This is a genomic window from Thermococcus sp. 21S9, assembly GCF_012027635.1.
Classification (GTDB): Archaea; Methanobacteriota_B; Thermococci; order Thermococcales; family Thermococcaceae; genus Thermococcus.
Map to the genome: position 1 here is coordinate 1,170,618 of NZ_SNUS01000001.1, position 24,678 is coordinate 1,195,295.

At 55.3% G+C, this 24,678-nt stretch carries 23 protein-coding genes and 2 tRNA genes; 13 read left to right on the forward strand and 12 right to left on the reverse strand.

The features are described 5' to 3' along the window. Window positions 1–112 precede the first annotated feature (112 nt). The 4 genes from E3E28_RS06685 (at window position 113) to E3E28_RS06700 (ending at window position 2,940) form a co-directional block, all read left to right on the forward strand. Complete coding sequence (locus E3E28_RS06685) at window positions 113–697, forward strand: 50S ribosomal protein L15e (RefSeq protein ID WP_167914502.1); 585 nt, start codon at window positions 113–115, stop codon at window positions 695–697. 129 nt (window positions 698–826) lie between these two features. Beyond that, window positions 827–1,285: an RNA-binding protein gene (locus E3E28_RS06690; protein WP_167914503.1), complete on the forward strand. Its 459-nt coding sequence runs from the start codon at window positions 827–829 to the stop codon at window positions 1,283–1,285. Then, window positions 1,282–1,929, forward strand: coding sequence for a Ribonuclease P protein component 3 (locus E3E28_RS06695; RefSeq protein ID WP_167914504.1), 648 nt, complete (start codon window positions 1,282–1,284; stop codon window positions 1,927–1,929). The genes E3E28_RS06690 and E3E28_RS06695 overlap by 4 nt, the downstream gene beginning before the upstream one ends. 9 nt (window positions 1,930–1,938) lie before the next feature. Then, window positions 1,939–2,940: a TIGR00341 family protein gene (locus tag E3E28_RS06700; RefSeq protein WP_167915279.1), complete on the forward strand. Its 1,002-nt coding sequence runs from the start codon at window positions 1,939–1,941 to the stop codon at window positions 2,938–2,940. Window positions 2,941–2,949: 9 nt separating this feature from the next. Here E3E28_RS06700 and E3E28_RS06705 read toward each other — a convergent pair whose 3' ends face one another. The 5 genes from E3E28_RS06705 to E3E28_RS06725 form a co-directional block, all read right to left on the reverse strand. After that, window positions 2,950–3,813 (reverse strand): hypothetical protein, encoded by an 864-nt coding sequence (locus E3E28_RS06705; RefSeq protein ID WP_167914505.1) that lies wholly within the window; start codon window positions 3,811–3,813, stop codon window positions 2,950–2,952. A 121-nt stretch (window positions 3,814–3,934) separates the two neighbouring features. After that, window positions 3,935–5,269, reverse strand: a complete 1,335-nt coding sequence (locus tag E3E28_RS06710; RefSeq protein WP_167914506.1) for a TrpB-like pyridoxal phosphate-dependent enzyme — start codon at window positions 5,267–5,269, stop codon at window positions 3,935–3,937. Between the two features lie 315 nt (window positions 5,270–5,584). Beyond that, complete coding sequence (locus E3E28_RS06715) at window positions 5,585–6,367, reverse strand: hypothetical protein (protein ID WP_167914507.1); 783 nt, start codon at window positions 6,365–6,367, stop codon at window positions 5,585–5,587. Further along, window positions 6,367–7,143, reverse strand: a complete 777-nt coding sequence (locus tag E3E28_RS06720) for a hypothetical protein (protein ID WP_167914508.1) — start codon at window positions 7,141–7,143, stop codon at window positions 6,367–6,369. The genes E3E28_RS06715 and E3E28_RS06720 overlap by 1 nt, the downstream gene beginning before the upstream one ends. A gap of 9 nt (window positions 7,144–7,152) precedes the next feature. Then, on the reverse strand, window positions 7,153–7,596 hold the full coding sequence (locus E3E28_RS06725; protein WP_167914509.1) for a hypothetical protein: 444 nt from the start codon (window positions 7,594–7,596) through the stop codon (window positions 7,153–7,155). Window positions 7,597–7,677: 81 nt separating this feature from the next. Here E3E28_RS06725 and nikR point away from each other — a divergent pair, with 81 nt between their 5' ends. Further along, on the forward strand, window positions 7,678–8,094 hold the full coding sequence (gene nikR, locus E3E28_RS06730; RefSeq protein WP_099209899.1) for a nickel-responsive transcriptional regulator NikR: 417 nt from the start codon (window positions 7,678–7,680) through the stop codon (window positions 8,092–8,094). Here nikR and rqcH read toward each other — a convergent pair. Both rqcH and E3E28_RS06740 read right to left on the reverse strand, forming a co-directional pair. Further along, complete coding sequence (rqcH, locus tag E3E28_RS06735; protein ID WP_167914510.1) at window positions 8,091–10,043, reverse strand: ribosome rescue protein RqcH; 1,953 nt, start codon at window positions 10,041–10,043, stop codon at window positions 8,091–8,093. The two genes, nikR and rqcH, sit on opposite strands and share 4 nt — an antisense overlap. A 39-nt stretch (window positions 10,044–10,082) precedes the next feature. Continuing rightward, complete coding sequence (locus E3E28_RS06740; RefSeq protein ID WP_167914511.1) at window positions 10,083–10,343, reverse strand: hypothetical protein; 261 nt, start codon at window positions 10,341–10,343, stop codon at window positions 10,083–10,085. Window positions 10,344–10,468: 125 nt separating this feature from the next. Between E3E28_RS06740 and E3E28_RS06745 the strand changes: the two genes are divergently transcribed. Beyond that, entirely contained in the window at window positions 10,469–12,574 is a 2,106-nt protein-coding gene (locus E3E28_RS06745) for a 1,4-alpha-glucan branching protein (RefSeq protein WP_167915280.1), read from the forward strand. Here the strand turns inward: E3E28_RS06745 and E3E28_RS06750 are convergent. Together E3E28_RS06750 and E3E28_RS06755 are read right to left on the reverse strand one after the other, a co-directional pair. Next, window positions 12,571–13,305 (reverse strand): alpha-glucosidase, encoded by a 735-nt coding sequence (locus tag E3E28_RS06750; protein WP_167914512.1) that lies wholly within the window; start codon window positions 13,303–13,305, stop codon window positions 12,571–12,573. The two genes, E3E28_RS06745 and E3E28_RS06750, sit on opposite strands and share 4 nt — an antisense overlap. Window positions 13,306–13,459: 154 nt before the next feature. Beyond that, a complete protein-coding gene (locus E3E28_RS06755; RefSeq protein WP_167914513.1) occupies window positions 13,460–15,019 on the reverse strand; it encodes a sodium-dependent transporter in 1,560 nt (519 codons plus the stop codon). Between the two features lie 597 nt (window positions 15,020–15,616). On the opposite strand from E3E28_RS06755, the gene gdhA reads away from it, so the two are divergent. After that, window positions 15,617–16,879, forward strand: coding sequence for a glutamate dehydrogenase (gene gdhA, locus E3E28_RS06760; protein ID WP_167915281.1), 1,263 nt, complete (start codon window positions 15,617–15,619; stop codon window positions 16,877–16,879). An 86-nt stretch (window positions 16,880–16,965) separates the two neighbouring features. Here the strand turns inward: gdhA and E3E28_RS06765 are convergent, their stop codons facing one another. Beyond that, window positions 16,966–18,132 (reverse strand): AAA family ATPase, encoded by a 1,167-nt coding sequence (locus tag E3E28_RS06765; protein ID WP_167915282.1) that lies wholly within the window; start codon window positions 18,130–18,132, stop codon window positions 16,966–16,968. Between the two features lie 102 nt (window positions 18,133–18,234). On the opposite strand from E3E28_RS06765, the gene psmB reads away from it, so the two are divergent. The 5 genes from psmB to E3E28_RS06790 all read left to right on the forward strand — a co-directional run bounded on the left by psmB (window position 18,235) and on the right by E3E28_RS06790 (window position 22,080). After that, window positions 18,235–18,843, forward strand: coding sequence for an archaeal proteasome endopeptidase complex subunit beta (psmB, locus tag E3E28_RS06770; RefSeq protein WP_042693020.1), 609 nt, complete (start codon window positions 18,235–18,237; stop codon window positions 18,841–18,843). 10 nt (window positions 18,844–18,853) lie between these two features. Continuing rightward, window positions 18,854–20,800 carry a beta-CASP ribonuclease aCPSF1 gene (locus E3E28_RS06775; RefSeq protein WP_099209908.1) on the forward strand — a complete coding sequence of 649 codons (1,947 nt, stop codon included), beginning with the start codon at window positions 18,854–18,856 and terminating at the stop codon, window positions 20,798–20,800. 74 nt (window positions 20,801–20,874) lie between these two features. Then, complete coding sequence (locus E3E28_RS06780; RefSeq protein WP_167914514.1) at window positions 20,875–21,246, forward strand: hypothetical protein; 372 nt, start codon at window positions 20,875–20,877, stop codon at window positions 21,244–21,246. 4 nt (window positions 21,247–21,250) lie between these two features. Continuing rightward, window positions 21,251–21,940 (forward strand): ribose-5-phosphate isomerase RpiA, encoded by a 690-nt coding sequence (rpiA, locus tag E3E28_RS06785; protein ID WP_167914515.1) that lies wholly within the window; start codon window positions 21,251–21,253, stop codon window positions 21,938–21,940. 52 nt (window positions 21,941–21,992) lie between these two features. Then, window positions 21,993–22,080 (forward strand) — tRNA-Leu (locus E3E28_RS06790). A 560-nt stretch (window positions 22,081–22,640) separates the two neighbouring features. Here the strand turns inward: E3E28_RS06790 and E3E28_RS06795 are convergent. Beyond that, window positions 22,641–22,717, reverse strand: a tRNA-Thr gene (locus tag E3E28_RS06795). A 31-nt stretch (window positions 22,718–22,748) separates the two neighbouring features. Next, window positions 22,749–23,342, reverse strand: coding sequence for an RNA ligase partner protein (locus E3E28_RS06800; protein WP_167728999.1), 594 nt, complete (start codon window positions 23,340–23,342; stop codon window positions 22,749–22,751). Between the two features lie 58 nt (window positions 23,343–23,400). Here E3E28_RS06800 and E3E28_RS06805 point away from each other — a divergent pair, with 58 nt between their 5' ends. Next, complete coding sequence (locus E3E28_RS06805) at window positions 23,401–24,609, forward strand: hypothetical protein (RefSeq protein ID WP_167914516.1); 1,209 nt, start codon at window positions 23,401–23,403, stop codon at window positions 24,607–24,609. Window positions 24,610–24,678: the final 69 nt, after the last annotated feature.

A 24,678-nucleotide genomic window follows, 5' to 3' on the forward strand; every position in this document is an offset into this window, starting at 1 on the left:
GTTAGTCCTCCGCAACCCTTAAAAACCAACCCTCGAAACTCGACCGACTAAGCGGGTTCGCCCGCGGGATGTTCCGCTCTGCGGAGAACCACAAACGTGGGAGGGAATTGAAATGGGAATGTACAAGTACATAAGGGAAGCCTGGAAGAGCCCCAAGAAGAGCTACGTGGGAGAGCTCCTCAAGAAGAGAATGATAAAGTGGAGGAGAGAGCCGGTCGTCGTTCGCGTTGAGAGGCCGACGAGGCTCGACCGTGCTCGCTCGCTCGGCTACCAGGCCAAGCAGGGCTACGTCGTCGTTCGCGTTAGGGTCAGGCGCGGTGGAAGGAAGAGGCCCAGGTGGAAGGGCGGAAGGAAGCCGAGCAAGATGGGTATGGTCAAGTACTCACCGAAGAAGAGCCTCCAGTGGATAGCCGAGGAGAAGGCCGCGAGAAAGTTCCCGAACCTTGAGGTCCTCAACTCCTACTGGGTCGGCGAGGACGGAATGTACAAGTGGTTCGAGGTCATAATGGTCGACCCGCACCACCCTGTCATAAAGAGCGACCCGAAGATAGCCTGGATAGCCCTCAAGCCCCACAAGGGTCGCGTCTTCCGCGGTCTCACGAGCGCCGGCAAGAAGGGCCGCGGCCTGAGGAACAAGGGCAAGGGCGCTGAGAAAGTCAGGCCCAGCGTGAGGGCCAACAAGGGCAAGACCAAGTGATTTCCTTCCCTTTTCTCTTCAGTTTAACAGTTCTCAATAAACTGTTACTGCCGTTTCTGGGAGATAACGAGAGGGTGACTGCACTCACCTTTTTAAATCCCTCCTCCAAAGGAGTTCGGGTGGGAGAAGATGACGCTCAGGGCGCACCACGTCAGGCTTACAACCTTCATTCACGCGACCGAGGACGAGGACAAGGTCTTAGAGGCGATAGGAACCTTCATTCCCGAGGAGATAGACGACGAGGACGTTCACTTTGATATCGAGGAAACCACTGGCTTCTTCGGCAACCCGATTAAGGTCGTCAACGTCGAGATAAAGAGGAGCCGGGCAGTGAGAACTTTTCTCAAGCACTTCAAAGGGCTCCTCGACGAGAACGCGAGGCGCTATATCCTTGAGAACCTCGACGAGAAGGTCGACGACGAGGGAACGCTCTACGTCCGCTTCAACAAGCAGAAGGCTTACCTCGGTGAGGTCGAGGTTGACGAGGGAGCCGACGTAATACAGGTTAGAATTAAGGTCAAGGCCTTCCCGATGAGAAAGGAGACCGTCGTGAAGGCAGTGAGGGAGTGGCTGGAGGAGAAGGAATGAGCGGGAGGGACTACTTCGTCGAGATGGACGTCAGGAGCGCGGAGGCCTACGAGTTAGCTAATGAGTGGTTCGACGAAGTAGTCTTCACCAAAAAGCTCGTTCTCGACAATGAGCCGGACTGGGACTCGCTTAAGGAGGAACTCCGAGAACTCAGAAGAACCTACGGGAAGGTCGCGGTTCTGCTCGTAACGAGAAAGCCGAGCCTGATAAGGGCTTTCAAGGCCAGGAACCTCAGAGCTCTGCTCTACGTTCAGGGAGGTGACATGAGGGTCAACAGGATGGCCATCGAGGCAAAGGTTGACGCCCTGATAAGCCCCTGGCTCGGGAGGAAGGACTACGGCTTCGACCACACGCTGGCTGGAATGGCCGGCAGGAGGGGCGTCGCGATAGGGTTTTCCCTCTCACCGCTCTTGAGGGCGAACCCCTACGAGAGGGCCCTAACGCTCCGCTTCATGGCCAAGGTCTGGGAGCTCGTCAGGAAGTACCGCGTTCCGCGCTTCATCACGAGCTCCGCCGAAAGTAAATGGGAGGTTCGTTCTCCTAGGGACTTGATGAGCCTCGGGATAAACATCGGAATGGAGATTCCGGAGGCGAGGGCAAGCCTGAACTTCCACCCGAGGCGGATTCTCGGCAAACTCGAGTAGGTGTTGGCGGTGCTGAAGGTCGAGGTCACCTGCGGGCTTGACGAGCGGGAAAAGCTTGAGGAGACCCTGAAAAAGTGGGGCGTTCCCTTCTACACCGAGGAAGTGAAGGCCAATGGGAAGAGCGCCCTCAAGGTCACGGCCTTCGCTCCCGACTTCGTGATAAACGACCTCGTTGACGAGCTCGTTAAGGTCGTTGACATGAGGAAGGGCCACGCCTCGATAATCTGGTCGCAGGTCAGCGGGCGGTCGGTGCGCTACTCCTCCGCCGTCAGGTCCCTTGAAAGGTTCCGGGGCAGGTGGAGTATCGCCGACATCGAGGGCCTCATCGAGAGCGCCAACTCCCAGGCAAGGGTTGACCCGATTCAGCTGACCCTCGGGGCCGTTGCCTCCATGGTTGCCCTCTTCGGCCTGATTGGCAACAACATCGTCATGATTATCTCGGCGATGCTCCTCTCGCCAATACTCGGCCCCCTCTATGGCTTCTCGCTCAACGTCGTCATGGGGCGCGGAAGAGACGCCCTCACCGCCGTCTCCTCGATTCTCAAGCTCCTGACGGTTATATTCACCTCCGCCCTCCTTGTCTCACTCCTCCTGAGGCTCTTCGACCTCATGCCGGCCGAGCCGACGAGGGAAATCCTCATCAGAGGAGATTCAGGGGTCGTCTACATCCTCCTCGCGGTTCTCCTTGGCTACGCTGGCGTGGTGGCGATAGTGAGCAGAATCCCGGAGATTCTTGCGGGAGTCTCGATAGCGGCCGCCCTCGTGCCCCCGACAACCGTTGTGGGAATCTCGCTCGCGATGGGATGGTGGGGCATCTTCTTCGGCTCGCTCCGCCTCACCGTCGAGAACGTCCTCGGCCTGCTCATAGGTTCCCTACTCGGCCTATACATCCTCAACGTTTCGCCGAGGAGCTACTACGAGAAGCGGTCCGCGAAGCTCTACACGAGGAGGACAGTTGCCGTTCTGGGTATTATGCTACTCTTTCTCGTCCTGCTGGAGATAATAAAATGAGAACCGGGTTCAGCGGAACATCCTCCAGCTGTCCCTGTCGTCGAGCCTGGGATACGAGCTCGCAAGCAGAACGGCGCCCGTGACTTGGTTCACCATTTCGGCCAGGTCCCTTCCGCGCCTGTAGTCAATGAGACTCGCCATATCAGTTCCTCGGAGATGGAATGTTCCAACGTTCACCTCGGGGTCTTTTAGCAGGAAGTCAACGACCTCCCTTGCAACGGTCTTTTCGCTGACGAGGCCGTATGTTACGGTCTTCATAGTCAGTGCCGTCCAGAGCGAGACGGCGTCAAATGTAAGCTGGTAGGACGCTCTAATGTAAAAATCTGTTCTCTCAGGTGCCCACTCCGCGCTGTTCCGAAGGGCAGTGTCAAGGAGGGTCGATGCCGTCATCTGGAGTTTGTCGAGGTAATCAACCGCGGACATTTCGTTTTCGATTCCGTTGAATACAAGGGCAAGTGACGCGATGGCCCCCGCGAGGAGAGTTCCAAGGGGACCCTCTGGGGCAGTGTGCCCTAAGGATGCCAGAACGGTTCCAAGAAGGAGTTCCCAGCTCACCATGTAGAACGGGCCAAGCTTTGGGCTCCTCATTATGTCCCGGAGGGCGGGACCGAATACGTAGTGAATTCCCCTTCTGGCGTCTACCTCACTCAGGGGTAGCCAGTAGTGTCTGTCACTGTGGGGTATCTTCTTCCAGTCCTCGACTGCCCGGACCCTGGGAGCCCTGCCCTCGACCCCGGAGAGTTCTTCAACGGTAGAAGCGAAACTTTCAAGGGCAACACCAACGTTTCTGGAGAACTCGGTTTCGTTCCTCGAGTTCAGAAAAGCCCTGAGAAACTCCATCTCAACAGACCGCGAGGGCGGTTCGTCTCCCATGGGGCATCACCATAAAATTTATATGTAACAATGTAGATTTAAGTTTTCTGGGCACTGAAAAATTCAACGCTGTTTCTATCTGTTCCTCAATGAAATAAAATGAAAACAAGCTCAATTTTGTTCATTCTGCGGGTTTTCCAAGCGCCGGGAAGTAGTCCGGTTCGTAGTCCTCGAGTTTTCCGTCCAGGTAATCCTCGTAGCCCTTCAGGTCGAGTAGACCGTGACCGCTCAGGTTGAAGAGTATGACCTCCTCCTTCCCTTCCTCCTTCGCTTTCAAAGCTCTGTCTATGACGCCCTTTATCGCGTGGGCGCTCTCCGGTGCTGGGATTATGCCCTCGGTCTTCGCGAACAGCTCCGCCGCCTGGAAGACCTCGTTCTGGTGGTAAGCGACTGGCTTGACGATGCCGTGATTTATCAGAACGCTCAGCGTTGGGGCTAAGCCGTGGTAGCGAAGTCCTCCAGCGTGAATCGGCGGGACGTAGTAGGTGTGGCCGAGTGTGTGCATCTTCATCTTTGGAGTGTAACCGCCGGAGTCGCCGAAGTCGTATTTGTAAACCCCGCGCGTCATGCTCGGAGCCGCTTTCGGCTCGACCGCTATGAACTCGTATTCGTTTTTACCGCTCAGGACGTCCCTCACGAAGGGGTATGCCAGTCCCGCGAAGTTGCTTCCACCGCCGACGCATCCGATTATCACATCGGGCTCTTCAAACTCCTTCATCTGTTCAATGGCCTCAAGCCCTATAACAGTCTGGTGCATGAGCACGTGGTTGAGAACGCTCCCTAGGGCGTATCTTGCCTTCTCGTCCCTTAAAACGTCTTCAATCGCCTCGCTTATCGCTATTCCAAGGCCTCCGGGATGGTTCGGGTCCTCGCTCAGGAACTTCCTCCCGATTTCCGTCCTGTCGCTTGGACTGGGGTAGATTTCGGCACCGTAGAGGCGCATTATCGTCTTCCTGTAGGGCTTCTGGAAGTAGCTGGCGCGCGCCATGTAAACGCGAACTTTTAACCCGAGCAGGGCACCGGCCAGGCTCAAGGCGGTTCCCCACTGACCTGCTCCGGTCTCGGTAACGAGCCTCTCTATTCCCTGCTCCTTCGCGTAGTAGGCCTGGGCCAGGGCGGTGTTTATTTTGTGGCTCCCCGTTACCGTTGCTCCCTCGTACTTGAAGTAAATCCTCGCCGGCGTGCCAAGGGCCTTTTCAAGGTTCGTCGCCCTGAAGAGCGGTGTTGGACGACCTATCTTGGCGTAGAGCTCACGGACCTTCTTCGGAATCTCGATGTACCTTTCCGTGCTCATTTCCTGCTTTACCAGCTCCTCCGCGAAAATCCTCAACAGCTTCTCCGGCCTCATCGGCTCGTCGGTTTCCGGGTCGAGGGGCGGAGCTAACGGCTCCGGGAGGTCCGGCAGTATGTTGTACCACCTCTTCGGTATCTTCGAATCGGGCAGAACGGCTTTCATTCTAACACCTCCTCCATCGATTTGTTTGAGAAAGAACGTCCCAAAGGGTGAGGGAATAAAAGCGTGAGAACTAACCCCGGGTTTGGATATTCAGGACTGCCAAAAGCAATCCCTCCTCAGCTCAGCGCCAAAAACAATCCCGCCTAACTGCTATGCCGGGGCTCGAGAAGCGACCTTCAAAGCCAAAAACAATCACTCCTGACCATCATGGCGCATCGTAGCAAAGAACCATACCTCGTTTATATGCTTTTTGTGTGTTTCCTTGGATTTCTGACAAAATTGTGAAAAGGGACAGGGCAGAAAATTGAAGAATCGTCAGCTTCCGGGTTTCTGGATTATCTCAATGGCCTTGTCAACGTCTGCTTTCCTTCCCTTCAGGGCTATCAGGGCGTAGTAGTCACCGCCGTCGTTTCTCAGGAACTTTATGCTCCTGTCCTTTTTCTTCATAACGTACTCCGCGTACTTGACCTGGTCCTCGCTTGAGTACACCAGGATTAAGACTTCAACGCCGTCTCCGATGTTGACCCTGAAGGAAAACTTGGCGAGATACCAGTCGGGAAGCGGTCCCGTCCAGTTGGCTGGGGAGATTGTGACGTTGTTCTCCATGAACTTGTTTCCGAGGGAAATTGCCATAGCCTCGGCTACCTTCCAGGGGCTCGGAGATGGCAGGGGGTTCGAGTCGAGCGGTTTTCCGCATAACCAGTATTCCTCAGTGGCGTTCAGGACGTCCTCGGGCTTTCCGCGGATTGCCAGAAACCGTGTTCCGTTGTATGCTATGTAGTAGGCCTTTGTTCTGCTCGTCCAGTAGCTCCACTGGCAGGCCTCATTGCTCCAGTTCCCGGAGACCATTGAGTACCCTACCTCCGGGAGTTCGGCGAGCGTTTTTCCGTACAGTTCTCCCGCGTTGGGGATGCTCTCGTTTATTACTTCCACCTGCCCCAGGGTTTTCCAGCTCATGTTGATGAGGGCTGGTGGGTCGTTGTAACCCCACATCTCGGGCTTGGGAACTGGCGGTATGTAGTAATACTCCCAGTAAATGAACCCGGCCAGAATCAGGACTGCGACAACGGCTCCGATTATCTTCTTGTTCATCTCCATCACCTGCAGGAGGCTCCTCTTGTATTGGCAACGCTCTCAATGGAGTCGTAGGCCTTCGAGACGTCCCATGTGGGACCCTCAAGCACCACAAGCGCCCGATAACCAAGGGTGGAGAGGCAGAGCGTTTTTCCCTCAAAGAGAGACCTCGCGTACTCAAGCTGTTCGTCCGTTGCGTAGATTAGAATCAGTATTTTCACCTTCCCCGCCTCTACACTGTAGTTGGCGAGGTTCCAGGGGATTTTTTCGTCCCACTCCGAAGGAACGACGATTACGCCGTCTTTCTCCAGGGCATCACCAATCAGCGAGACGGTGTAGGAGAGGGCTTTTTGAGGACTGGGGCCGATGACAGTCGTTTTCCATCCGGGCTTTCCGCACTTTGAAGTCTCGTTCACCCACTCGACGACCGCCTTCAGGTCTCCGCGTGCCACTAAAACGCCCTCCTCCGTTTCCCCAACGTAGTATGCCTTTCTCCCGTTCCAGATTGTCCATCTGCAGTTGCTCCAGTTGGCGTAGACCGGATAATAGCCGAGGGCCCTGAGCTGGTAGTCGAGCTTTTCCTCGACGTCCCTGGAAAGCGTCGTCACCTCGATGTTCCCGTTCCTTTCCCAGCTCACGGTTTGGAGAACCGGCGGGTCGGTGAGGTTCCAGAGGACGGGTTTTTCCGCAGGTTTAACGCTTCCTCCCCCGTTCTCCCCGTTCCTGGGCAGGTAGTTTACGACGCCAACGGCTATGAGCGCGATAACTATGATTGCCAGAATCCTATGCGTTCCCTTCATTCCAACACCTCACGCGACCTCGGTTTGCTCGTAGGGGCTCCTTCCCTGCCTGTGCTTCACGAGGAGCGAGTAGAAGAACTCCTTCAGCTCAGGCGACATGCCGTCGTCGAGGAGGATGTCCGCCTTTCCAGGGTAGTCCTTCTCGGCCTTCGTCACGAGCAGGGCAATCTTCGGGGTCAGGTGTTCGAGCAGGGCCTTACCGACCTCCGCATATTCCTCGTCGTCGAGCTCCTCGTCGCTCTCGATTGCTATGTAGACGATGAACCCCTTCATCTGGACCGCCAGGGCGGTTTCAGTTTCGGTCACCTCGAAGAAGGAGAAGTTGTAGCCCTCCCTCTCTGCCCTCGCTATGAGGAGGCCCTTTATTGAGAGCGTAACCGGCTTTTCTCCAATCTCGAAGATTAAATCCTCCGCGAACTCCCTTCGCGCTATCGAGTAAAGCTCGTCCCTCATGCTCGAACCTACTCCGGTTCGGATAAAAGACTTTTGGAACAGATTTATAACTTCCGTGCCATCATCTCACTTGGTGGTGTTATGAAGGTGGTTCGTTTCGGCGTCTCCGTACCCGAGGAGTTGCTCGAAAAGTTCGACAGGATAATCGAGGAGAAGGGCTACGTCAACAGGAGCGAGGCGATAAGGGACCTCATGAGGGACTTCATAATCAGGCACGAGTGGGAGACCGGCGATACCGAAGTCGCGGGGACGATAACGATGCTCTACAACCACGACGAGGCGGACGTCGTCAAGGAACTCCTCGACCTGCAACACGAGTACCTTGAAGAAATCGTCTCCAGCATTCACGTCCACATGGACGAGCACAACTGCCTCGAGGTCGTCATCGTCAAGGGAAAGGCGAGCAGGATAAAAGAGATAGCGGACAGGCTACTGAGCCTCAAGGGAGTGAAGCACGGCAAGCTCGTCATGACCGGAACCGGGAAGGAGCTGGTTTAACCCACCACCTCCACTATTTCTCCACCTCCCGGAGGCAGAATCGCGTTCAAATCCTCCTCACGAACCTTGTAGCCCCACTTCTCAAGGATTCCGCGAATCTTCTTGACGAGCTCGCCCTTCTTGAGCCTGCCGGGTCTTATGACGATGTACCTGTTCGTGTGGGCCTTAATCGCGTCAACGGGCGCGCAGACGACGTAGTCTTCCCCTTCGTAGTTTATCACGCCGACGGCTAACTTCAGCGGAAGCCCGCGAAGCCAGTTCCTCTTCCCGTAGACCATGAAGGCGCCCTTGCCGAGGTACTCACCGCTGGGAGCTTGCTTCGTCACCTGATTTGGATAGGCCCAGTAGGCGTCCGCTCCATACAGCCCCTGACTCCACGCTCTGCTCATCGAAACCGCGAACTGGCAGGCCTCAAAGATGGTCTTCTCTCCAGCCTTTTGCCCGTCCTTGATGACGACGTGGGGAGCGCCGTAAACGTCGGCGTGGCAGTAGAGGTCGTTCTCGGTCATGTGCCTCTTTATGAGAACCTCGTTCGTTCCTGCATCTTTTCCCGCCAAGACAAGAAAGCCCTCGCTCGAAACGAACCAGCGGAACTTCTCGAACCACTTCTTCTTTCTCCTCTCGATTTTCTTGACGTTAAGTTCCTTCTTCATCTCCTCCTCGATGAGCTTCTCGACCTCGTCGAGCTTGCGCTTCGTGTCCTCGTAGGCTTTGAGCGCTCCCTCGTACTTGTGCTTGAACTTCTTGGCCTTCTCGTAGTAGAGCTCGGCGTTCTCGCCTATGCTTTTGTTGAGGTAGAGCTTGACCTTCTTTCCTTCCAGCTCAATCGTTACGGCTTTCTCCTTCGGGTCAATGGCCTTCACCATGAGCGCAACTCTGTTGCCCTCTTTTTTGCCCGCCTCTATTCTCCTTTTGAACTCCTCCCAGCCGAGCTTTTCCGTTGCCTTCCTGAACTCGTCCAAAAGCCTCTCTATGAGGGCGTAGTTCGCGTAGATTAAATCCCCTATCTCCTGGTTCTCGTTCATGGCCCTCTCGAAGCCCTTCAGCATCTCCTCCTGCTTCCTCAGCGTCGCCAGCAACTGTCTCTTCTTGTTTTCGAGCTTTCTCGTCCTCTCGATTTTGGCCTTCTCGATTGTGAGCTTACCGAAGTACTCGTCGAGGGCCTCGCTGAAGGTGGGGAAGTACTTCTTTTCAAGCCCCTCGTAGATTTTCAGCTCGATTGGAACGACGTCGTGCATGTTGCCGTCCTTGTAGACGATGTTCGGCCTCGGCTCGTCGTTGAAAGTTCTCATCATCGCCTCGTAGACCTTCCTCAAATCCTCATCACTCAGCTCTTTCACCGGCGTCGTCTTCTCGAAGCCGGCCCTTATTGAAATCTCCTCCGCGTACATCCCGCCCATGTTGAGCTTCCTCGCTAAGGCCCTGACGAGCTCAAGCTCCTCGTTCTCCCGCACAAGCTCAAGGAAGCGCTCGAAGCTGACCTCCAGCGGGTTCTCACGGGCTGGTGGGAACTTGTATTCTGCCTTGGGCTTTATCGCCCTGTCCTTGTACTCCTCGTACCTCAAAGCGGCAACAATCCGGTTCTCGGAATCAACCAGAACGATGTTGCCCCTCCTGAAGAGCTCGCCGATGAGCGTGTAGTCGCCAACCCTAATCTTTACAATCCTGTCGAACTGATGTTGCTCTATCGCGTCGATGAACCCTCCGCTCAGGTGCTTTCTGAGAAGCATCGTGAAGCTTGAAGGCTGTTTCGGCGCCTCCTTGACGTAGCTCGTGAGATGGAACCTCTTTCCTGCCTGGAGGATTAAATCAGCTCTCCCCTCCTTCGTGCGGAGCTTAATCCTTATCTCGTCGCCGTCGTGGTAAACCTTGTCCACGCGAGAGCCAACGAGCCACTGGAGTTCCCGCACAACGTAGCGAATATCAACACTACTCATCTCTTCCTTCATTCTCCCACCCGAAAAGAGTAGAGATGTGGAGTTAAAAGGTTAAACCCTGAGCGCGAGCAGAACGAGAGCTCCAGCAATCGCGAGGGATGCCCTTACCGCGTCGCTTTTCTCCCCCTCGACGGCCTCGCTCAGCAGTCCGAAGGACAGACCGACGAGTCCTATGTCGTAGAGCACGTACGCGAGCTTGGTGAAGGCGTCCATCGGCGATGCAATCACGTTCAGTATCGCACCAAGCAAAACAACCGCCAGGGCACCCGCAATGAACCCGCTCTCCGTTCCTGCTATGTCCATCGCCCCCATGCAATCACCATACACAGTTGGAACCGGAGGATAAAACGTTTTCCATGCACATTACTGGTCACGGTGACAGGTCTGTTCCGAATAAGGTTAAATACGATGAAGCGTAAACACCTCCGGTGATACAGATGAGGGGCTACCTGACGTTCGTCCTTCACACTCACCTACCCTACGTTAGAAAGCACGGCAAGTGGCCCTTCGGCGAGGAGTGGCTCTACGAGGCGATGAGCGAGAGTTACCTACCCCTGCTCATGGAGTTCGAGCGCTTGAGGGGCTCCCTCAACTTCCAGCTCGTCGTGAACATAACGCCCGTCCTGATGGAACAGCTGGCCGACGACTACGTCAAGGCCGAGTTCGAGAAGTATCTCTTGAGGAAAATCGAAAGAACCCGGGAAGACCTTGAATCTGGCAAATACCCCGAGAAGCCCGTTAAAGAAGTCCTCCGTCACTTCGAGCGCGTTTACTCCTACTGGAAGGCCATAAACGGCGACGTAATCGGCAAGTTCCGGGAGCTTCAGGAGGAGGGTTACCTTGAAATCATAACCTCCCCCGCGACGCACGCCTACCTGCCCCTTCTCCTGAGAGATGAGTCAATACGCTCCCAGATAGCCAACGGAATAGCAACCTACGAGAAGCACTTCGGAAGGAGACCTCGTGGAATGTGGGTTTCCGAGTGCGCCTACCGGCCTTCCGGCGAGTGGGAGCTCCCGGGCGGAAGAAAGGTCGAGAGGAAGGGGATAGAGAAGTTCCTCGAGGAGTTTGGAATCAAGTACTTCTTCGTCGAGAGCAACCTCATTGACAACGGACCGGTGAGCGACTCCTATGGCGCCCCGGTTCCTACCGGTTCTCTCGCGACGCTCAGGCCCTACTGGGTTAAGGGGTCAAACGTTGCGGTCTTCGGCAGGAACCGCGAGACGGGACATCAGGTCTGGAGCGCCCACTACGGCTACCCCGGCGACTTCCATTACCGGGAGTTCCACAGGAAGGCCGAGCGGAGCGGTAACCAGTACTGGCGCGTAACAGGTAAAGACGTTGATTTGGGTGAGAAGGACTTCTACGACCCCGAGAAGGCCCTTGAGCGGGTTGAAGAGCACGCGAGGCACTTCGTTTCCCTCGTCGAGAACCTGCTCGCGAGGTTCGAGGGGGAAACCGGTGAGAAGGGGATAATCGTTGCCCCCTACGACACCGAGCTCTTCGGCCACTGGTGGTACGAGGGTGTTAAGTGGCTTGGCAGGGTTCTTGAGCTTCTTGCTGAGAGGGGAATCAAAACGACGACGCTTTCGGCCTTTCTCTCAAAATACTCTGGAGAGAGGCTTGAGGTTGAACTTCCCGAGGGCTCGTGGGGCGCCAACGCGGACCATTCAACGTGGTGGAACGAGGAAACCGAGTGGACGTGGGAGGAAATCTACCGCGCGGAGGAGCGTATGGTCGCGCTGGCGAGCCGTTTTTACGGGAAGGATAAGCTCGGCGACAGGGCGATAGAACAGCTCGCGAGGGAGCTTCTAATCCTTGAAGCGAGCGACTGGCAGTTCCTCATAACGACGGGCCAGGCGGAGGCCTACGCCGAGAGGCGCGTTCTGCTCCACAGCAGGGACTTCCACAGGCTCGCCAACGAGGTCGTCAAATACTTCAACACCGGCGAGATGGACGTTTCACTCCTCGAGGAGCTTGAGGAGCGCGACAACCCCTTCAGGCCGGTGGTAGTTGCTCACTACGCCAGCGACAGCCCTCCAGAACTGGAGGAGTTCGTTGAGCCACCGAAGGTTCCGCCTGAGGATGAGTCCACCTCAGAAACTCCAGATGAGAATGAAGTTTCTGCCAGGAAACGTGCTGAAGAGACAGGGAGCGGAAACAGTGCCCGAGAAAATGTCGTTGGAATTTCAGATGCCGGAGAACAGAGGGAAGAACGGGCAGAGAGGTTCTACGCGAGTTCGCTCGCCTTCATGAAGAGGAGGAGGCCGAAGGTTCCCCTCTCGAAGAGGATTGACACGAGGCTGACGAAGAGGGTAGAGAAAACTAAAAAGAAGCCCGGGAAGCCAGAAACCGAGAAGAAACGCGCGCCGAAGATTAAACGTCTCATAGACGTCAAGGGCATAGGGCCCAAAACCCTCGCGAGGCTTAACAGGGCCGGGATAAAGACGCCCGAAGATTTACTTCGCGCGGACCTTGAGGAGCTCGCGAGGAAGAGCGGGGTTTCAATAAAAAGGTTGAGAAGGTTCGTGGAGCAACTTTAGAGGAACGCGTGCCTGTGCTTGTAGAGGCCAACGATGGCGCTTCCGATGAGGTAGAGCTCGACCGCCGCGAGGAGGACGAGAAATGCCAGGTATGCCTTAACGGTTCCTGCGCTCCAGTGGGTCTTCTGCATAATCTCTGCTATTTTTTCTGGGCTTGCAAGTGCCTTCAGGCCGTATGAAATGGCGCTCATTCCCGTTACAATCGGAATTGGCATCGCCGAATACGCCAGCAGAAGCCCGAGGTGGCCCCTCCTCTGGAGGGATAGCATTGAGAGTATAATCGGGACCGCAAGAATCAGGGCCGTTATGGCCAGGAACTGGTTGAGGTAGAATCCGCTGAGTATAAAATACGCCGTCATTCCAAAGAGGTATTTCCTGTAAGCCTTTTTGAGCTCCGCCAGCTTTTCCGGCTTAAAGTCGTACTCCGCGGAGCGTGAGTATAGGAGAATCTTGTCGGCCATCTTCAGGTAGTTCTTCTTGCCCTCCTTTTCTATTGCCTTGTCGGTGCTCATGAGCTTGAATTCCTTAGCCTTCTTGTAGAAGAACTCCGCGAGTTCAACGTTGTCCTTCTCGGCTTCCTCTGCGAGTTTCTTGAAGTTCTCCACGGCCTCCCTGATTTTCTCCTTCACTCTGGCCTTCTCCTTCTCCGTGAGAACTGTGAGCCTGTCTATTCTATCGAGGGTGGATTCAAGAACCTCCGCTGTGTCGAGCAGAATATCCTTGCTCTTCACGGTTACACCTCCAAAATTTGAAAAGAAAGAAGGGCCTTAAGACCCTTGTGCCTTCTCGGCCTGGAGGAGCTTTCCAATGCTCCAGTACATCAGTGCAAAAATAACAAACCAGGCAAAGAGCATATAGATTACCCAGCTTCCCATCGTCACCACCTCAGACCTTTATGATAACCTCGTTCTTCTCGAGCTCCTCGCCGTACTTCTTCTTGATGGAGTAGTAGCTCTCGATGAATCCAAGGGCCCACATGATGATTATTGCAATCCTTGCCGGCCACTCAAGGGTGGTTCCAATGAGGCTCTTGGCCATTCCGAACAGCGGTATCAGGAGGAGTATTGGTGCGATGTAGAGGATTATTGGCTTGTACCACTCTGGAACCTTCATCCAGGCTCCCTCGTGGAGCTCCTTCCAGAAGTTGTCGGGCTTGAAGAGGTACACTGCAACGATGATGTCAAACAGAGCCAGCAGGGTCAGCTGGAAGCTTACCCAGGCGTCGACCTGGTCCATGTAACCGCTGATGTAAATGACGGGCAGTCCTGCGATGAGGTAGATTATGAAGGTGACCCAGGTTCCGACCTTCCTCTTTATGCCAAGGTCCTCTTCGAGCAGTGCGACGACGTAGTTGTACATGGCTATTGCCGACGTGAATCCTGCGAACCAGAGCAGGAGGAACCAGAGTGCACCGAAGATTCTTCCTGCGTCACCCATGCTGACGAAGGCGTTTGGCAGGCTCGTATATGAGAATCCAAGTCCGAACTTGTGTCCAATCCAGGAGAGCACCTCGGTCTTGCCCTTTGCAAGGACGTCGGGCGGGACAATCTTCGGGGCGTAGGCGGTGGCGAGGGGTATGGCTATTGAACCACCGAGGACAACCTCGGCGAACTCGTTGAGTGAGACGGTGGCTATACCCGAGAGGGCGACGTCATCCTTGGGGCCAAGGTAGCTGGCGTAGTTCTGGATGATACCCATACCCAGAGAGAGGGTGAAGAAGATTTGTCCCGTCGCAGCGAGCATGACCGCCGCGAAGTGCTCCTTCAGGTAAGCCCAGTTCGGGCTCCAGATGAACTTGAAGCCGTCTATGGTGCTCCAGTTCGGGTCGACCGGCGAACCGAGAACGAATATGTATCCGACCATTATGATGGCGAAGACGTACAGGAGTGGCATCATTATCTTGACCCATCTCTCGATACCCTTGCTGACACCCTGGCCGACAGCTATCGCCAGGAGAATCACGGTGATGCCCCAGAAGAACATGACCTCCGTGTGGTTGCTGAGGTACTGGACGAAGAAGTCACCAGTGTTCTTACCAAAGTACGCTCCGGTTATGCTGAACCAGGAGTAGGCCGCTGACCAGCCGATGAGGTGCAGGTAGTAGCTGTTCAGGAGCAGGGTCAGCGAGAACGCGAGCATACCGCTTATGACGCCCCACCAGAGGGCGCTTCTCGGCTTGACGCTCTCCCTTGCCATGAGGTAGTAAGTTGGTCCGAGGGTACCGTGGCCATACTTGCCACCGTAACGACCTGCCACCCACTCAATCCACATCACTGGGATACCGAGGAAGAACAGCGCTATGAAATACGGCACCATGAAGGCGCCGCCACCGTTCTGGGCGACCTGGGTTGGGAACCTTACGAAGTTACCAAGGCCGACCGCGTTTCCAGCCATGGCCAAAATTAAACCAATCTTGGTCGCCCATTGGTCCCTCTGCTGCTCCACTTTTAACCACCTCCAATCAAGGCTGTATTATACCAGGGTGAGGTGCCCACATTGGGGGCACTATGTATAAGGGTTTTCATTGTTTAAAAAGCTTTTTGAGCCCGTTTTTCGACGAAAGACGATTTACTTTTCCGTAAAATAACTCGAAATCCTTTCATTGTCATTTTTTCAGACGTGTCCGCTCAACGGCGGGTTTTAGGGGTCATTATGACAAAAGGTTTTAGAATCGAACTGCCAATGTGACAAAGAAAAGTATGAAATGTTATTCACGAAAGGGTTTTTAATGGTGACGCTCAAGACAGACCCGCCCGATGATTGGAACGAGAGTGAGCTGACGGGATGATGACCGACTTCTCGCTGAGGGCTTTCGAACTTTTCTTCACCGTTGCACCTCAATGTTCACCAATGTTCATAAAATCTTGGATGCACATCCCTCTTTTTGGCTAAAAATTTCGGGAGCGCTTTTTATTTCTTCGAAAATTTGAGATGCTAACTTTTTGTTGCAAACTAAGCCTTCTCCTGCCTTCTTTGCCGAAAGGTTTATATATGCAAATGCCTAAGAGTACCTCGCAGATTACCGAAACTGAGGTGATAGAGATGGTCGAGATTGACCCGTTTGAGATGGCCGTTAAGCAGCTCGAAAGGGCTGCCCAGTTTATGGACATAAGTGAAGAGGCCCTTGAGTTCCTCAAGAAGCCCATGAGGATTCTGGAAGTTAGCATTCCCCTTGAGATGGACGACGGTTCTGTCAAGGTCTTCACCGGTTTCCGTGTTCAGTACAACTGGGCTCGCGGTCCGACCAAGGGTGGTATAAGGTGGCACCCGGCTGAGACCCTTAGCACCGTTAAGGCCCTCGCCGCCTGGATGACCTGGAAGACCGCCGTCGTTGACCTCCCGTACGGTGGCGGTAAGGGTGGTATCATCGTCAACCCGAAGGAGCTCTCCGACAGGGAGAAGGAGAGGCTCGCCCGCGGTTACATAAGGGCCATTTACGACATCATCAGCCCCTACACCGACATTCCGGCTCCTGACGTTTACACCAACCCTCAGATTATGGCCTGGATGATGGACGAGTACGAGGCCATCAGCAGGAGGAAGGTTCCGAGCTTCGGAATCATCACCGGTAAGCCACCCGGAGTCGGCGGTATCGTCGCGAGGATGGACGCTACCGCGAGGGGTGCCAGCTACACCGTCCGCGAGGCCGCGAAGGCCGTCGGCTGGGACGACCTCAAGGGCAAGACCATCGCCATCCAGGGCTACGGTAACGCTGGTTACTACATGGCCAAGATAATGAGCGAGGAGTACGGCATGAAGGTCGTCGCCGTCAGCGACAGCAAGGGCGGTATCTACAACCCGGACGGACTCAACGCCGACGAGGTTCTCAAGTGGAAGAGGGAGCACGGCTCAGTTAAGGACTTCCCAGGAGCCCAGAACATCACCAACGAGGAGCTCCTTGAGCTTGAGGTCGACGTCCTCGCCCCGAGCGCCATCGAGGGCGTCATCACCAAGGACAACGCCGACAAGATTAAGGCCAAGATTGTCGCCGAGCTCGCCAACGGTCCGACCACCCCGGAGGCCGACGAGATACTCTACGAGAAGGGCGTCCTCGTCATACCGGACTTCCTCTGTAACGCCGGTGGTGTCACCGTCAGCTACTTCGAGTGGGTCCAGAACATAACCGGCGACTACTGGGACGTCGAGACCACCAGGGCCAAGCTCGACAAGAAGATGACCAAGGCCTTCTGGGACGTTTACAACACCCACAAGGACAAGAGCATCAACATGAGGGACGCGGCCTACGTCGTCGCCGTCCAGAGGGTCTACGACGCCATGAAGTGGCGCGGATGGGTCAAGAAGTGATTTCTTCTCCCTTCCTTTCCTTCTCAATTCTCCCGCAGGTTCTTGAAAGCAGGTTTGTTGGTTTAAGAAGAAACTAAAAAGGAATGTCAGCCCTTCGTCCAGTAGTCCTTCTCCTCCACCATTGCTCTAATCATCTCGTCCTCGTCCCTGAACATCGTCCGCCTCGACGGGTTCTGCATGCCGTAGAACTCCATGAACGGGCTGGGCCTCCTCTTGAAGGGGTAGTAGAGGTATATGGCAGCAAGCGTCCTGTATGCCTCTGCCATCTCGCTGACGACTCCCGCTGAAACGCCCTCGGCGTAGTGGTAGACCGCTATGGCCCTGCTGACATCGACGAGGTTAAAATCACGCTCCACGAGCTGTCTCCTCAGTATCTCCGTTGCCTGCTCTATGTCCCCCCTCTCGAGCTCATCAACCTCGTTCCCGTCGAGGAGGTGCTTTATCCTGATTTTCTTCACGTTCGGGTTCTTGGCAACCTGGTTGTCGTACTCAGCTACGACCCACCAGTCGTCTAAAGCCCCGGGGTCGAGAACGGTAAAGTGCTCGCTCAGCTTGTCGTAGAAGCCTCTAACGCGGTGGTAGTACTCCTCTTCGTGGCCGGTCATCGGGTAGCTGAGGTAGACGAGGGGCTTCTCCCTCTCCCTGAACAGCAGGTCGAGGAAGACCTCCGGTGGGTGCCTTATACCGAACTGGAGGACGTAGCGGACGTTTATTCCCTCCTTCTTGAGCTCGTGAACCAGGGTTTTCACGTGGTTTATGGCGTCTTCACGCCACATGACGAGGGTGGTGAGCTTTATGTTGTCCGGGTCGTTGCCGAAGCGCTCGAACCACTCCCGGTCGTTGATTATCCTCCTCCTGACCGAGAGCACGTCGTCGAGAACGATGATGACTCTATCAGGTTTGAGGAGCTTGAGGTTGCTGAGGGTGAAGCCTATAACGCTCCCGCTCCCCCAGCGGAAGAGGCTCGGCGTCGAAACGAGGTGGAAAGCCTTGTCGCTCTCGTCTATCTCCCGCCTTATTCTCTCGAAGGCCTCGTCGCGAATCTCGTTCATCAGGTCTTGGTGGTTTATCGCGAAGTCAAGGACGTTCTTGCGGGTTATCTTAACCCCCCTCTCCTTTCCGACCTCTCGGAGGTATTCGAAGACGTGATAGTAGGCGTAGCTCTCCCCGTTGGCCTTTTCAAGGGCCTCGCTCAGGTATTCATCGCGCCCGTTGAGGGGCGGGCCGGTTAGAAGGATTACCTCCTTTGCCATGACAACCACCCAAGGGAGTGGGGCGAAACCTTTAAATACTCTTTCTCTAAGCGGGGTTCAGAGGTTCTTCTATTCTAAAAACCAACTCCAGGGGTGTTGTAGTTGACTGAGAACCTAAAGGGAACCACTACCGTCGGCGTAGTTTGCAAGGACGGTGTAGTTTTAGCGGCAGACAGAAGGGCATCGCTCGGCAACATGGTGCTTTCTGAGGGAGTCACGAAGGTCTTCCAGATAGACGAGCACCTCGCCCTGGCAGGAGCGGGGAGCGTTGGGGACATACTGAGCCTCGTCAGACTTCTAAGAGCCGAGGCAAAGCTCTACCGCGCGAGGGTCGGCAGGGAGATGAGCGTCAGAGCCCTTGCAACTCTTACGTCGAACATCCTTCACGGAAACCGCTTCATGCCCTATTTCGGCTGGTTTCTCATAGCCGGCTACGATGAGAAGCCGGGCCTCTACTCGATAGACATGGCCGGTGGCGTCACCGAGGACAAGTTCACCGCCGCCGGTTCAGGAATGGAGTTCGCCTTCTCAATCCTTGAGGAGAACTACCGCGATGACCTCTCACTGGAGGATGGAATAAGGCTCGCCCTTAAGGCGATAAAGGCTTCCACCCGCAGGGACGTTTTCACCGGGGGTGGGGTTACACTCGTGACGGTAACGGAGGACGGCTACCGCGAGTGGAGCGAGGAGGAACTCAAAGCGCTGTTCTGAGGTGGTGGCGTTGATTCGGAGGGAAACCTACGTTGACGAGATACTCAAGGAGATTCGCGAGGTCATAGCCCAGATGGTTCCGCCGAACGCGAGGATAACCGACGTCGAGTTCGAGGGACCGGAGCTCGTCATCTACACCAAGAACCCCGAGGCGATAATGAAGGACGGCGACCTCATCAGGAACCTCGCGAAGGTTCTGAAGAAGAGGATAAGCGTCCGCCCCGACCCGGACATCCTGATTCCGCCCGAGAAGGCCGAGGAGATGATTAAGGAGCTCGTCCCGAAGGAGGCGGAGATAACGAACATAAGCTTCGACCCCTCTGTCGGCGAGGTTCTCATAGAGGCCAAGAAGCCCGGCCTCGTCATCGGAAAGAACGGCGAGACGCTTCGCCTGATTACCCAGAAGGTTCACTGGGCGCCGAGGGTCGTTAGAACTCCCCCTCTCCAGAGCCAGACGATTTACTCGATAAGGCAGATTCTCCAGACCGAGAGCAAGGACAGGAGGAAGTTCCTCCGGCAGGTCGGCAGGAACATCTACCGCAAGTCCGAGTACAAGAGCAGGTGGATTAGGATTACCGGCCTGGGTGGCTTCCGCGAGGTTGGAAGGAGCGCGCTCCTCGTTCAGACCGACGAGAGCTACGTCCTCGTTGACTTCGGTGTGAACATAGCCGCTATGAGGGACCCTCTCAAAGCGTTTCCGCACTTCGACGCTCCAGAATTTCGCTACGTCCTCGACGAGGGCCTTCTCGACGCGATAATCATAACCCACGCCCACCTCGACCACAGTGGAATGCTACCGTATCTCTTCCGCTACAAGCTCTTCGACGGGCCGATTTACACAACGCCACCGACGAGGGATTTGATGACCCTCCTTCAGCAGGACTTCATTGAGATTCAGCACATGAACGGCGTCGAGCCCCTGTACAGGCCGAGGGACATAAAGGAGGTCATAAAGCACACCATAACCCTCGACTATGGAGAAGTCCGCGACATAGCCCCTGACATAAGGCTGACCCTCCACAACGCCGGGCATATACTCGGTTCGGCGATAGTCCACCTCCACATAGGCAACGGACTCCACAACATAGCGGTAACCGGCGATTTCAAGTTCATTCCGACCAGGCTCTTCGAGCCAGCAGTGAACCGGTTCCCGCGCCTTGAGACCCTCGTCATGGAGTCCACCTACGGCGGAAGCAACGACTACCAGATGCCGAGGGAAGAGGCGGAGAAGAAGCTCATAGAGGTCATAAGAGAGACAATCAAGCGCGGTGGAAAAGTCCTGATTCCGGCGATGGCAGTCGGTAGGGCCCAGGAGATAATGATGGTTCTCGAGGAGTACGCGCGCGTCGGGGGAATAGAGGTTCCGATTTACCTCGACGGAATGATTTGGGAGGCAACGGCAATTCACACAGCCTACCCGGAGTACCTCAGCAAGAGCCTCCGCGAGCAGATATTCCACGAGGGCTACAACCCGTTCCTCAACCCGATATTCAAGAGCGTCGCCAACTCGCGCGAGAGGCAGGACATCATCGACAGCGGAGAGCCGGCCATAATCATAGCCACTTCGGGCATGCTCGTCGGCGGACCGAGCGTCGAGTACTTCAAACAGCTCGCCCCCGACCCGAAGAACAGCATCATCTTCGTCAGCTACCAGGCCGAGGGCACGCTCGGAAGGCAGGTGCAGAGAGGTTTACGCGAGATACCGCTCATCGGCGAGGACGGCAGGACCGAGGTCGTTCAGGTCAACATGGAGGTCCACACGATAGACGGCTTCTCGGGCCACGCGGACAGGAGGGAGCTCATAAGCTACGTCGCCCGCGTCAGGCCGAGGCCAGAGCGTATAATCACCGTCCACGGCGAGGCCCACAAGTGCCTCGACCTCAGCTCCAGCATACACAGGAAGTTCGGTATATCAACGCGCGCGCCCAACAACCTCGACGCCATAAGGCTCAAGTGATGGGCTCGCTGAGCCCTTCCTCTTTTCGATAACGTTTTAAATCTCTCCCACAAGAGCCCCTTAGGTGGGAGGACGTGAAGATAGAGTACAAGTTCTCGTTCGCGGTCTACATATGGGGCATTATCACCGGGATAATCAGCGGACTGCTGGCGTACTACAACAGGAGCGCCTGGATAATAGGTTTCCTGCTCTACTTCCTCGTGGACAAGTTCGTGATGGCGCTGATTAAGGAGCTCCCGCCGGATGTTCCGGACGAGAGGGCTATACTCAGGAAGGCCTTCTGGGGCTGGCTGTTGTTCTGGCTCTACTTCACGATGCTGACGTACTCGGTGGCCATCAACTTCCAGCCGGTTTGCTACTCCAACCAGAGCCTCCTCTACCAGGTCGTTCACAACGGAACGGCTGGGATTAAATGCGTGTTTAACGTGACCAACGTGACGGGGTGATTTCATGAACGTTGAGGAAATGAAGAAGGCCGTCGCCAAGGAGGCCCTCAACCTCATCGAGGACGAGATGGTCATTGGTCTCGGTACCGGCTCTACGACCGCCTACTTCATCCGCTACCTTGGTAAGCTCATCATGGATGGGGAGCTCGAAGAGGTCTACGGCGTTCCCACCTCATACCAAGCGAGGCTTTTGGCCCTTGAAGCCGGCGTTCCGGTTGTGAGCCTCGACGAGGTTGACGCGATAGACATAGCGGTTGATGGAGCCGACGAGGTTGACCCGCAGATGAACCTCATCAAGGGGCGTGGCGGGGCCCTCACCATGGAGAAAATCATCGAGTACAGGGCCGGAATGTTCGTTGTCCTCGTTGACGAGACCAAGCTCGTCGAGTGGCTCGGTCAGAAGATGCCCGTTCCCATCGAGGTGATTCCGGTTGCATGGCGCGCAATCGCGGAGGAAATAGAGGTCTTCAACGCCACCGCTGAACTGAGGATGGCCGAGAAGAAGGACGGGCCCGTCGTTACGGACAACGGCAACTTCATACTCGACGCCAAGTTCCACCGCATAGAGGACCCGCTCGACCTTGAGATAGAGCTCAACAACATCCCCGGCGTCGTCGAGAACGGCATCTTCGCGGACATAGCCGACCTCGTTCTCGTCGGCACGAAGGACGGGGTCAAGAGGATGGAGCGCTGAAGCAAGGTTTATAAACTCAGCCCTTTTTCACTTCTTCGGGAGTCCCGCGAGCGCGGGGGTTGCCGAGCCTGGTCAAAGGCGGTGGACTCAAGATCCACTCCCGTAGGGGTTCCGGGGTTCGAATCCCCGCCCCCGCACCACACAAACTTCGCCTGCGCGAAGTTTGACCAAGGCTCGTGATTCTTCTCCAAGAATGCAATTCTACGGAGTTTGCACTCTTAAGTGGCAGTACTCTCAAGGAATTCTCTTCAAAGGAGCTATTTAGAGGAGTTTCTCTAAAAAGCACTCCTCCGGAGCGCGAGAAAAGCAAACCCTCTTGAGAGCTCTCAAAATCCGGAGAATTCACAACCTACAAAAGCCCTTAAAAGCGCAAACACTCCCAACAGAGCTTCTATAAAAAGAATCACAAACTTTAATGAAACTTTGCAACAGCCTTTGGGAAAGGCTGGCGAAAGGAGCGCCCTTCTCACCAAAGACCAGAAAAACAGTCGTGCACTAATCAACTGTAACATTAGAACGGGGTTAATCCCTCAAACAAACATTTTTCAGGCAGTTTCACATTTTTATCGGCGCCCACAGGGCGCCTTCTTGGAGTAAAACACCAAAAGTTAAGCAAGTTCGACAGAAAACCCATCTAGAACTTGCACTTTTAAAAAGGCACAACACTTTCCGCCAGCGCTTTCGTCAGAAAGGGCTGTAATGGAGCCCCGGGCGGGGTTTGAACCCGCGACCTGCCGCTTACCAAGCGGCCGCTCCACCAGGCTGAGCCACCGGGGCGCTGTTGACGTTGATACGATGGAGGGAGCCTTTATAAATTTTTCCCTCCAAGCTTCTCGACAAGACCCTCGAGGACGTCCTTGAAGGCAGAAGCATCAATCCACTTGATGCCCATCTTCTGCGCCCAGGTTAGTATTCCAACGTCCGCAGAAACTATCGTCGCGTCCAGCTCCTTGGCGAGAAGGATTAGCTCGAAGTCCTCCTTGCTGTCAACGATTCCCTCTCGAAGGGCCTTGCGGTAGTTCCTCCGGAGCTTCTGGATTATCTTGTCCACGTTGTCCGTCTCGACGACGCTTTCTCGAACTGCCTTTTCAGCAACCCTAAGCCCCTTGTCAACCCGTCTCCTTATGTCGTCTATGAGCTCGTAAACGACGAAGGCCGGAATCTTGAGGTCGTGCAGGTTTGGAGGCTTCTTGATGATGTAGAGCTCTATCTCCGGCTTCAGCTCCTCGTCAACGAAGTGCATAACCTCGCGATAGATGCCCGGTGGCATGTAGAACTCCACCTTCCCGAAGAGCTTCTCGGCGTAGCCCAGAAATGTCCTCATGGCCTCGGTTGGGTTATCGCCGAAGTCCTTTCGGATTTCAGGGTTGACGAATATGCTCGTGTCGAGGACGAACCTCAGCGTCATCGGCCACCACAAGGTTATTTAGGGTCGGAGCTTTAAAAGGTTGGGTGGAAGCATGAAGGTTGGCGTTGCCTTTGGGGTTAGCGAACTCGCGAATCCTAAGTCGTTTGAGAAGAAGGCCTCCGAGTTCATTACAGCTCTCGCCGGGGACTTCGACGTCGTCGGCGGTTTCATGCTGAGTTCAAAGGCGGACTTTCGGGAGGCCAAGGAGGAGCTCAACTTCAACGAGGTTGACGCCATAATCCTCTATCCCTTAACGGGTGGAACTGAGGGATTCCTCAAGGAGTTCTTCGTCTTCAGAAGGCCCACCGTAATCTTCGGCGACCCCTTCAACAACTCCCTCGCCGCTGGAATTGAAATCAGGGAGTTCCTGCGTGAGCGGCTCGTCCCCTCGACTCTTGTCAAGGACATGAACGAGCTCAAGGCCGCTCTGCTCGCATACGAAGACTCCCTCGAAACCCTTGAGCCATTCCTCAGGGCCAGGCTCGGCCTCATCGGCAGAGTTTCTCCCTGGCTCGTCAACGAGAAGTTCGAGCTCCCCTACACGAGGATTAGCCTCAAGAAGTTCTACGAGTACTACGATAGGGTAAGCGATGAGGACGGCTGGAAGGTCGTTGAGGAAATCTTCGAGCGGGCGAGCGAGGTGAAGGAACCCGGAAAAGATGCCTTAACAAAGGCTGGAAAGATATACCTTGCAATCAAGAAAATCCTGCACGATTACAGGCTCGACGGCTTTACGATAGGCTGTTTCGACCTTATAGGCAAGCTCAACGCGACACCCTGTCTTGCCCTCGCGATGTTCAATGCGGAAGGAATTCCTGCCGGCTGTGAGGGTGAGCTGAACTCTCTCCTTGGGATGTACATTGTAAGGAAGTACTTCGATAAGCCCGCCTTCATGGGCAACGTCGCGGACTTCGGGGAAAACCACGTGGTAATCGCCCACTGCACCGCGCCCCTGCTCTGGCGCTACCGGCTGAGGAGCCACTTCGAGAGTGGTATAGGTGTTGGCGTTGACGTCGAGTTCCCCCGGGGAAAGGCGAGCCTCTTCAAGCTCCGCGGAAGGCGCGCGGTTGTTGCCGGGGTGGAGGTTGCCGGGAACGAGCACCTTGAGAACAGGTGCAGGACACAGGTGAAGCTCAGGATTGATGACGCCCCTGAGTTCCTCGATGGAACGCTCGGAAACCACCATCTGCTGGCGTATATTGACCCTGAGGAACTGGCAGACTTGCTCAGTGAATTGGGCTTTGAGGTCATGCTTTATTGATTTTAATTTTGATTTCTTTACCAAAAGGTTATATTCTCCAAAGACATACCCCGCCTGGAGGTGAGTGTT

Bases quoted from the DNA above. Each gene is read 5' to 3' on its own strand.
- gdhA (WP_167915281.1), top strand. From the start codon at position 15,617: ATGGTCGAGATTGACCCGTTTGAGATGGCCGTTAAGCAGCTCGAAAGG.
- E3E28_RS06685 (WP_167914502.1), top strand. From the start codon at position 113: ATGGGAATGTACAAGTACATAAGGGAAGCCTGGAAGAGCCCCAAGAAG.
- rpiA (WP_167914515.1), top strand. From the start codon at position 21,251: ATGAACGTTGAGGAAATGAAGAAGGCCGTCGCCAAGGAGGCCCTCAAC.
- E3E28_RS06725 (WP_167914509.1), bottom strand. From the start codon at position 7,596: ATGAGGGACGAGCTTTACTCGATAGCGCGAAGGGAGTTCGCGGAGGAT.
- E3E28_RS06740 (WP_167914511.1), bottom strand. From the start codon at position 10,343: ATGGGGGCGATGGACATAGCAGGAACGGAGAGCGGGTTCATTGCGGGT.
- rqcH (WP_167914510.1), bottom strand. From the start codon at position 10,043: ATGAAGGAAGAGATGAGTAGTGTTGATATTCGCTACGTTGTGCGGGAA.
- E3E28_RS06805 (WP_167914516.1), top strand. From the start codon at position 23,401: ATGAAGGTTGGCGTTGCCTTTGGGGTTAGCGAACTCGCGAATCCTAAG.
- E3E28_RS06765 (WP_167915282.1), bottom strand. From the start codon at position 18,132: ATGGCAAAGGAGGTAATCCTTCTAACCGGCCCGCCCCTCAACGGGCGC.
- E3E28_RS06690 (WP_167914503.1), top strand. From the start codon at position 827: ATGACGCTCAGGGCGCACCACGTCAGGCTTACAACCTTCATTCACGCG.
- nikR (WP_099209899.1), top strand. From the start codon at position 7,678: ATGAAGGTGGTTCGTTTCGGCGTCTCCGTACCCGAGGAGTTGCTCGAA.
- E3E28_RS06705 (WP_167914505.1), bottom strand. From the start codon at position 3,813: ATGGGAGACGAACCGCCCTCGCGGTCTGTTGAGATGGAGTTTCTCAGG.
- E3E28_RS06710 (WP_167914506.1), bottom strand. From the start codon at position 5,269: ATGAAAGCCGTTCTGCCCGATTCGAAGATACCGAAGAGGTGGTACAAC.
- E3E28_RS06695 (WP_167914504.1), top strand. From the start codon at position 1,282: ATGAGCGGGAGGGACTACTTCGTCGAGATGGACGTCAGGAGCGCGGAG.
- E3E28_RS06745 (WP_167915280.1), top strand. From the start codon at position 10,469: ATGAGGGGCTACCTGACGTTCGTCCTTCACACTCACCTACCCTACGTT.
- E3E28_RS06715 (WP_167914507.1), bottom strand. From the start codon at position 6,367: ATGGAGATGAACAAGAAGATAATCGGAGCCGTTGTCGCAGTCCTGATT.
- E3E28_RS06720 (WP_167914508.1), bottom strand. From the start codon at position 7,143: ATGAAGGGAACGCATAGGATTCTGGCAATCATAGTTATCGCGCTCATA.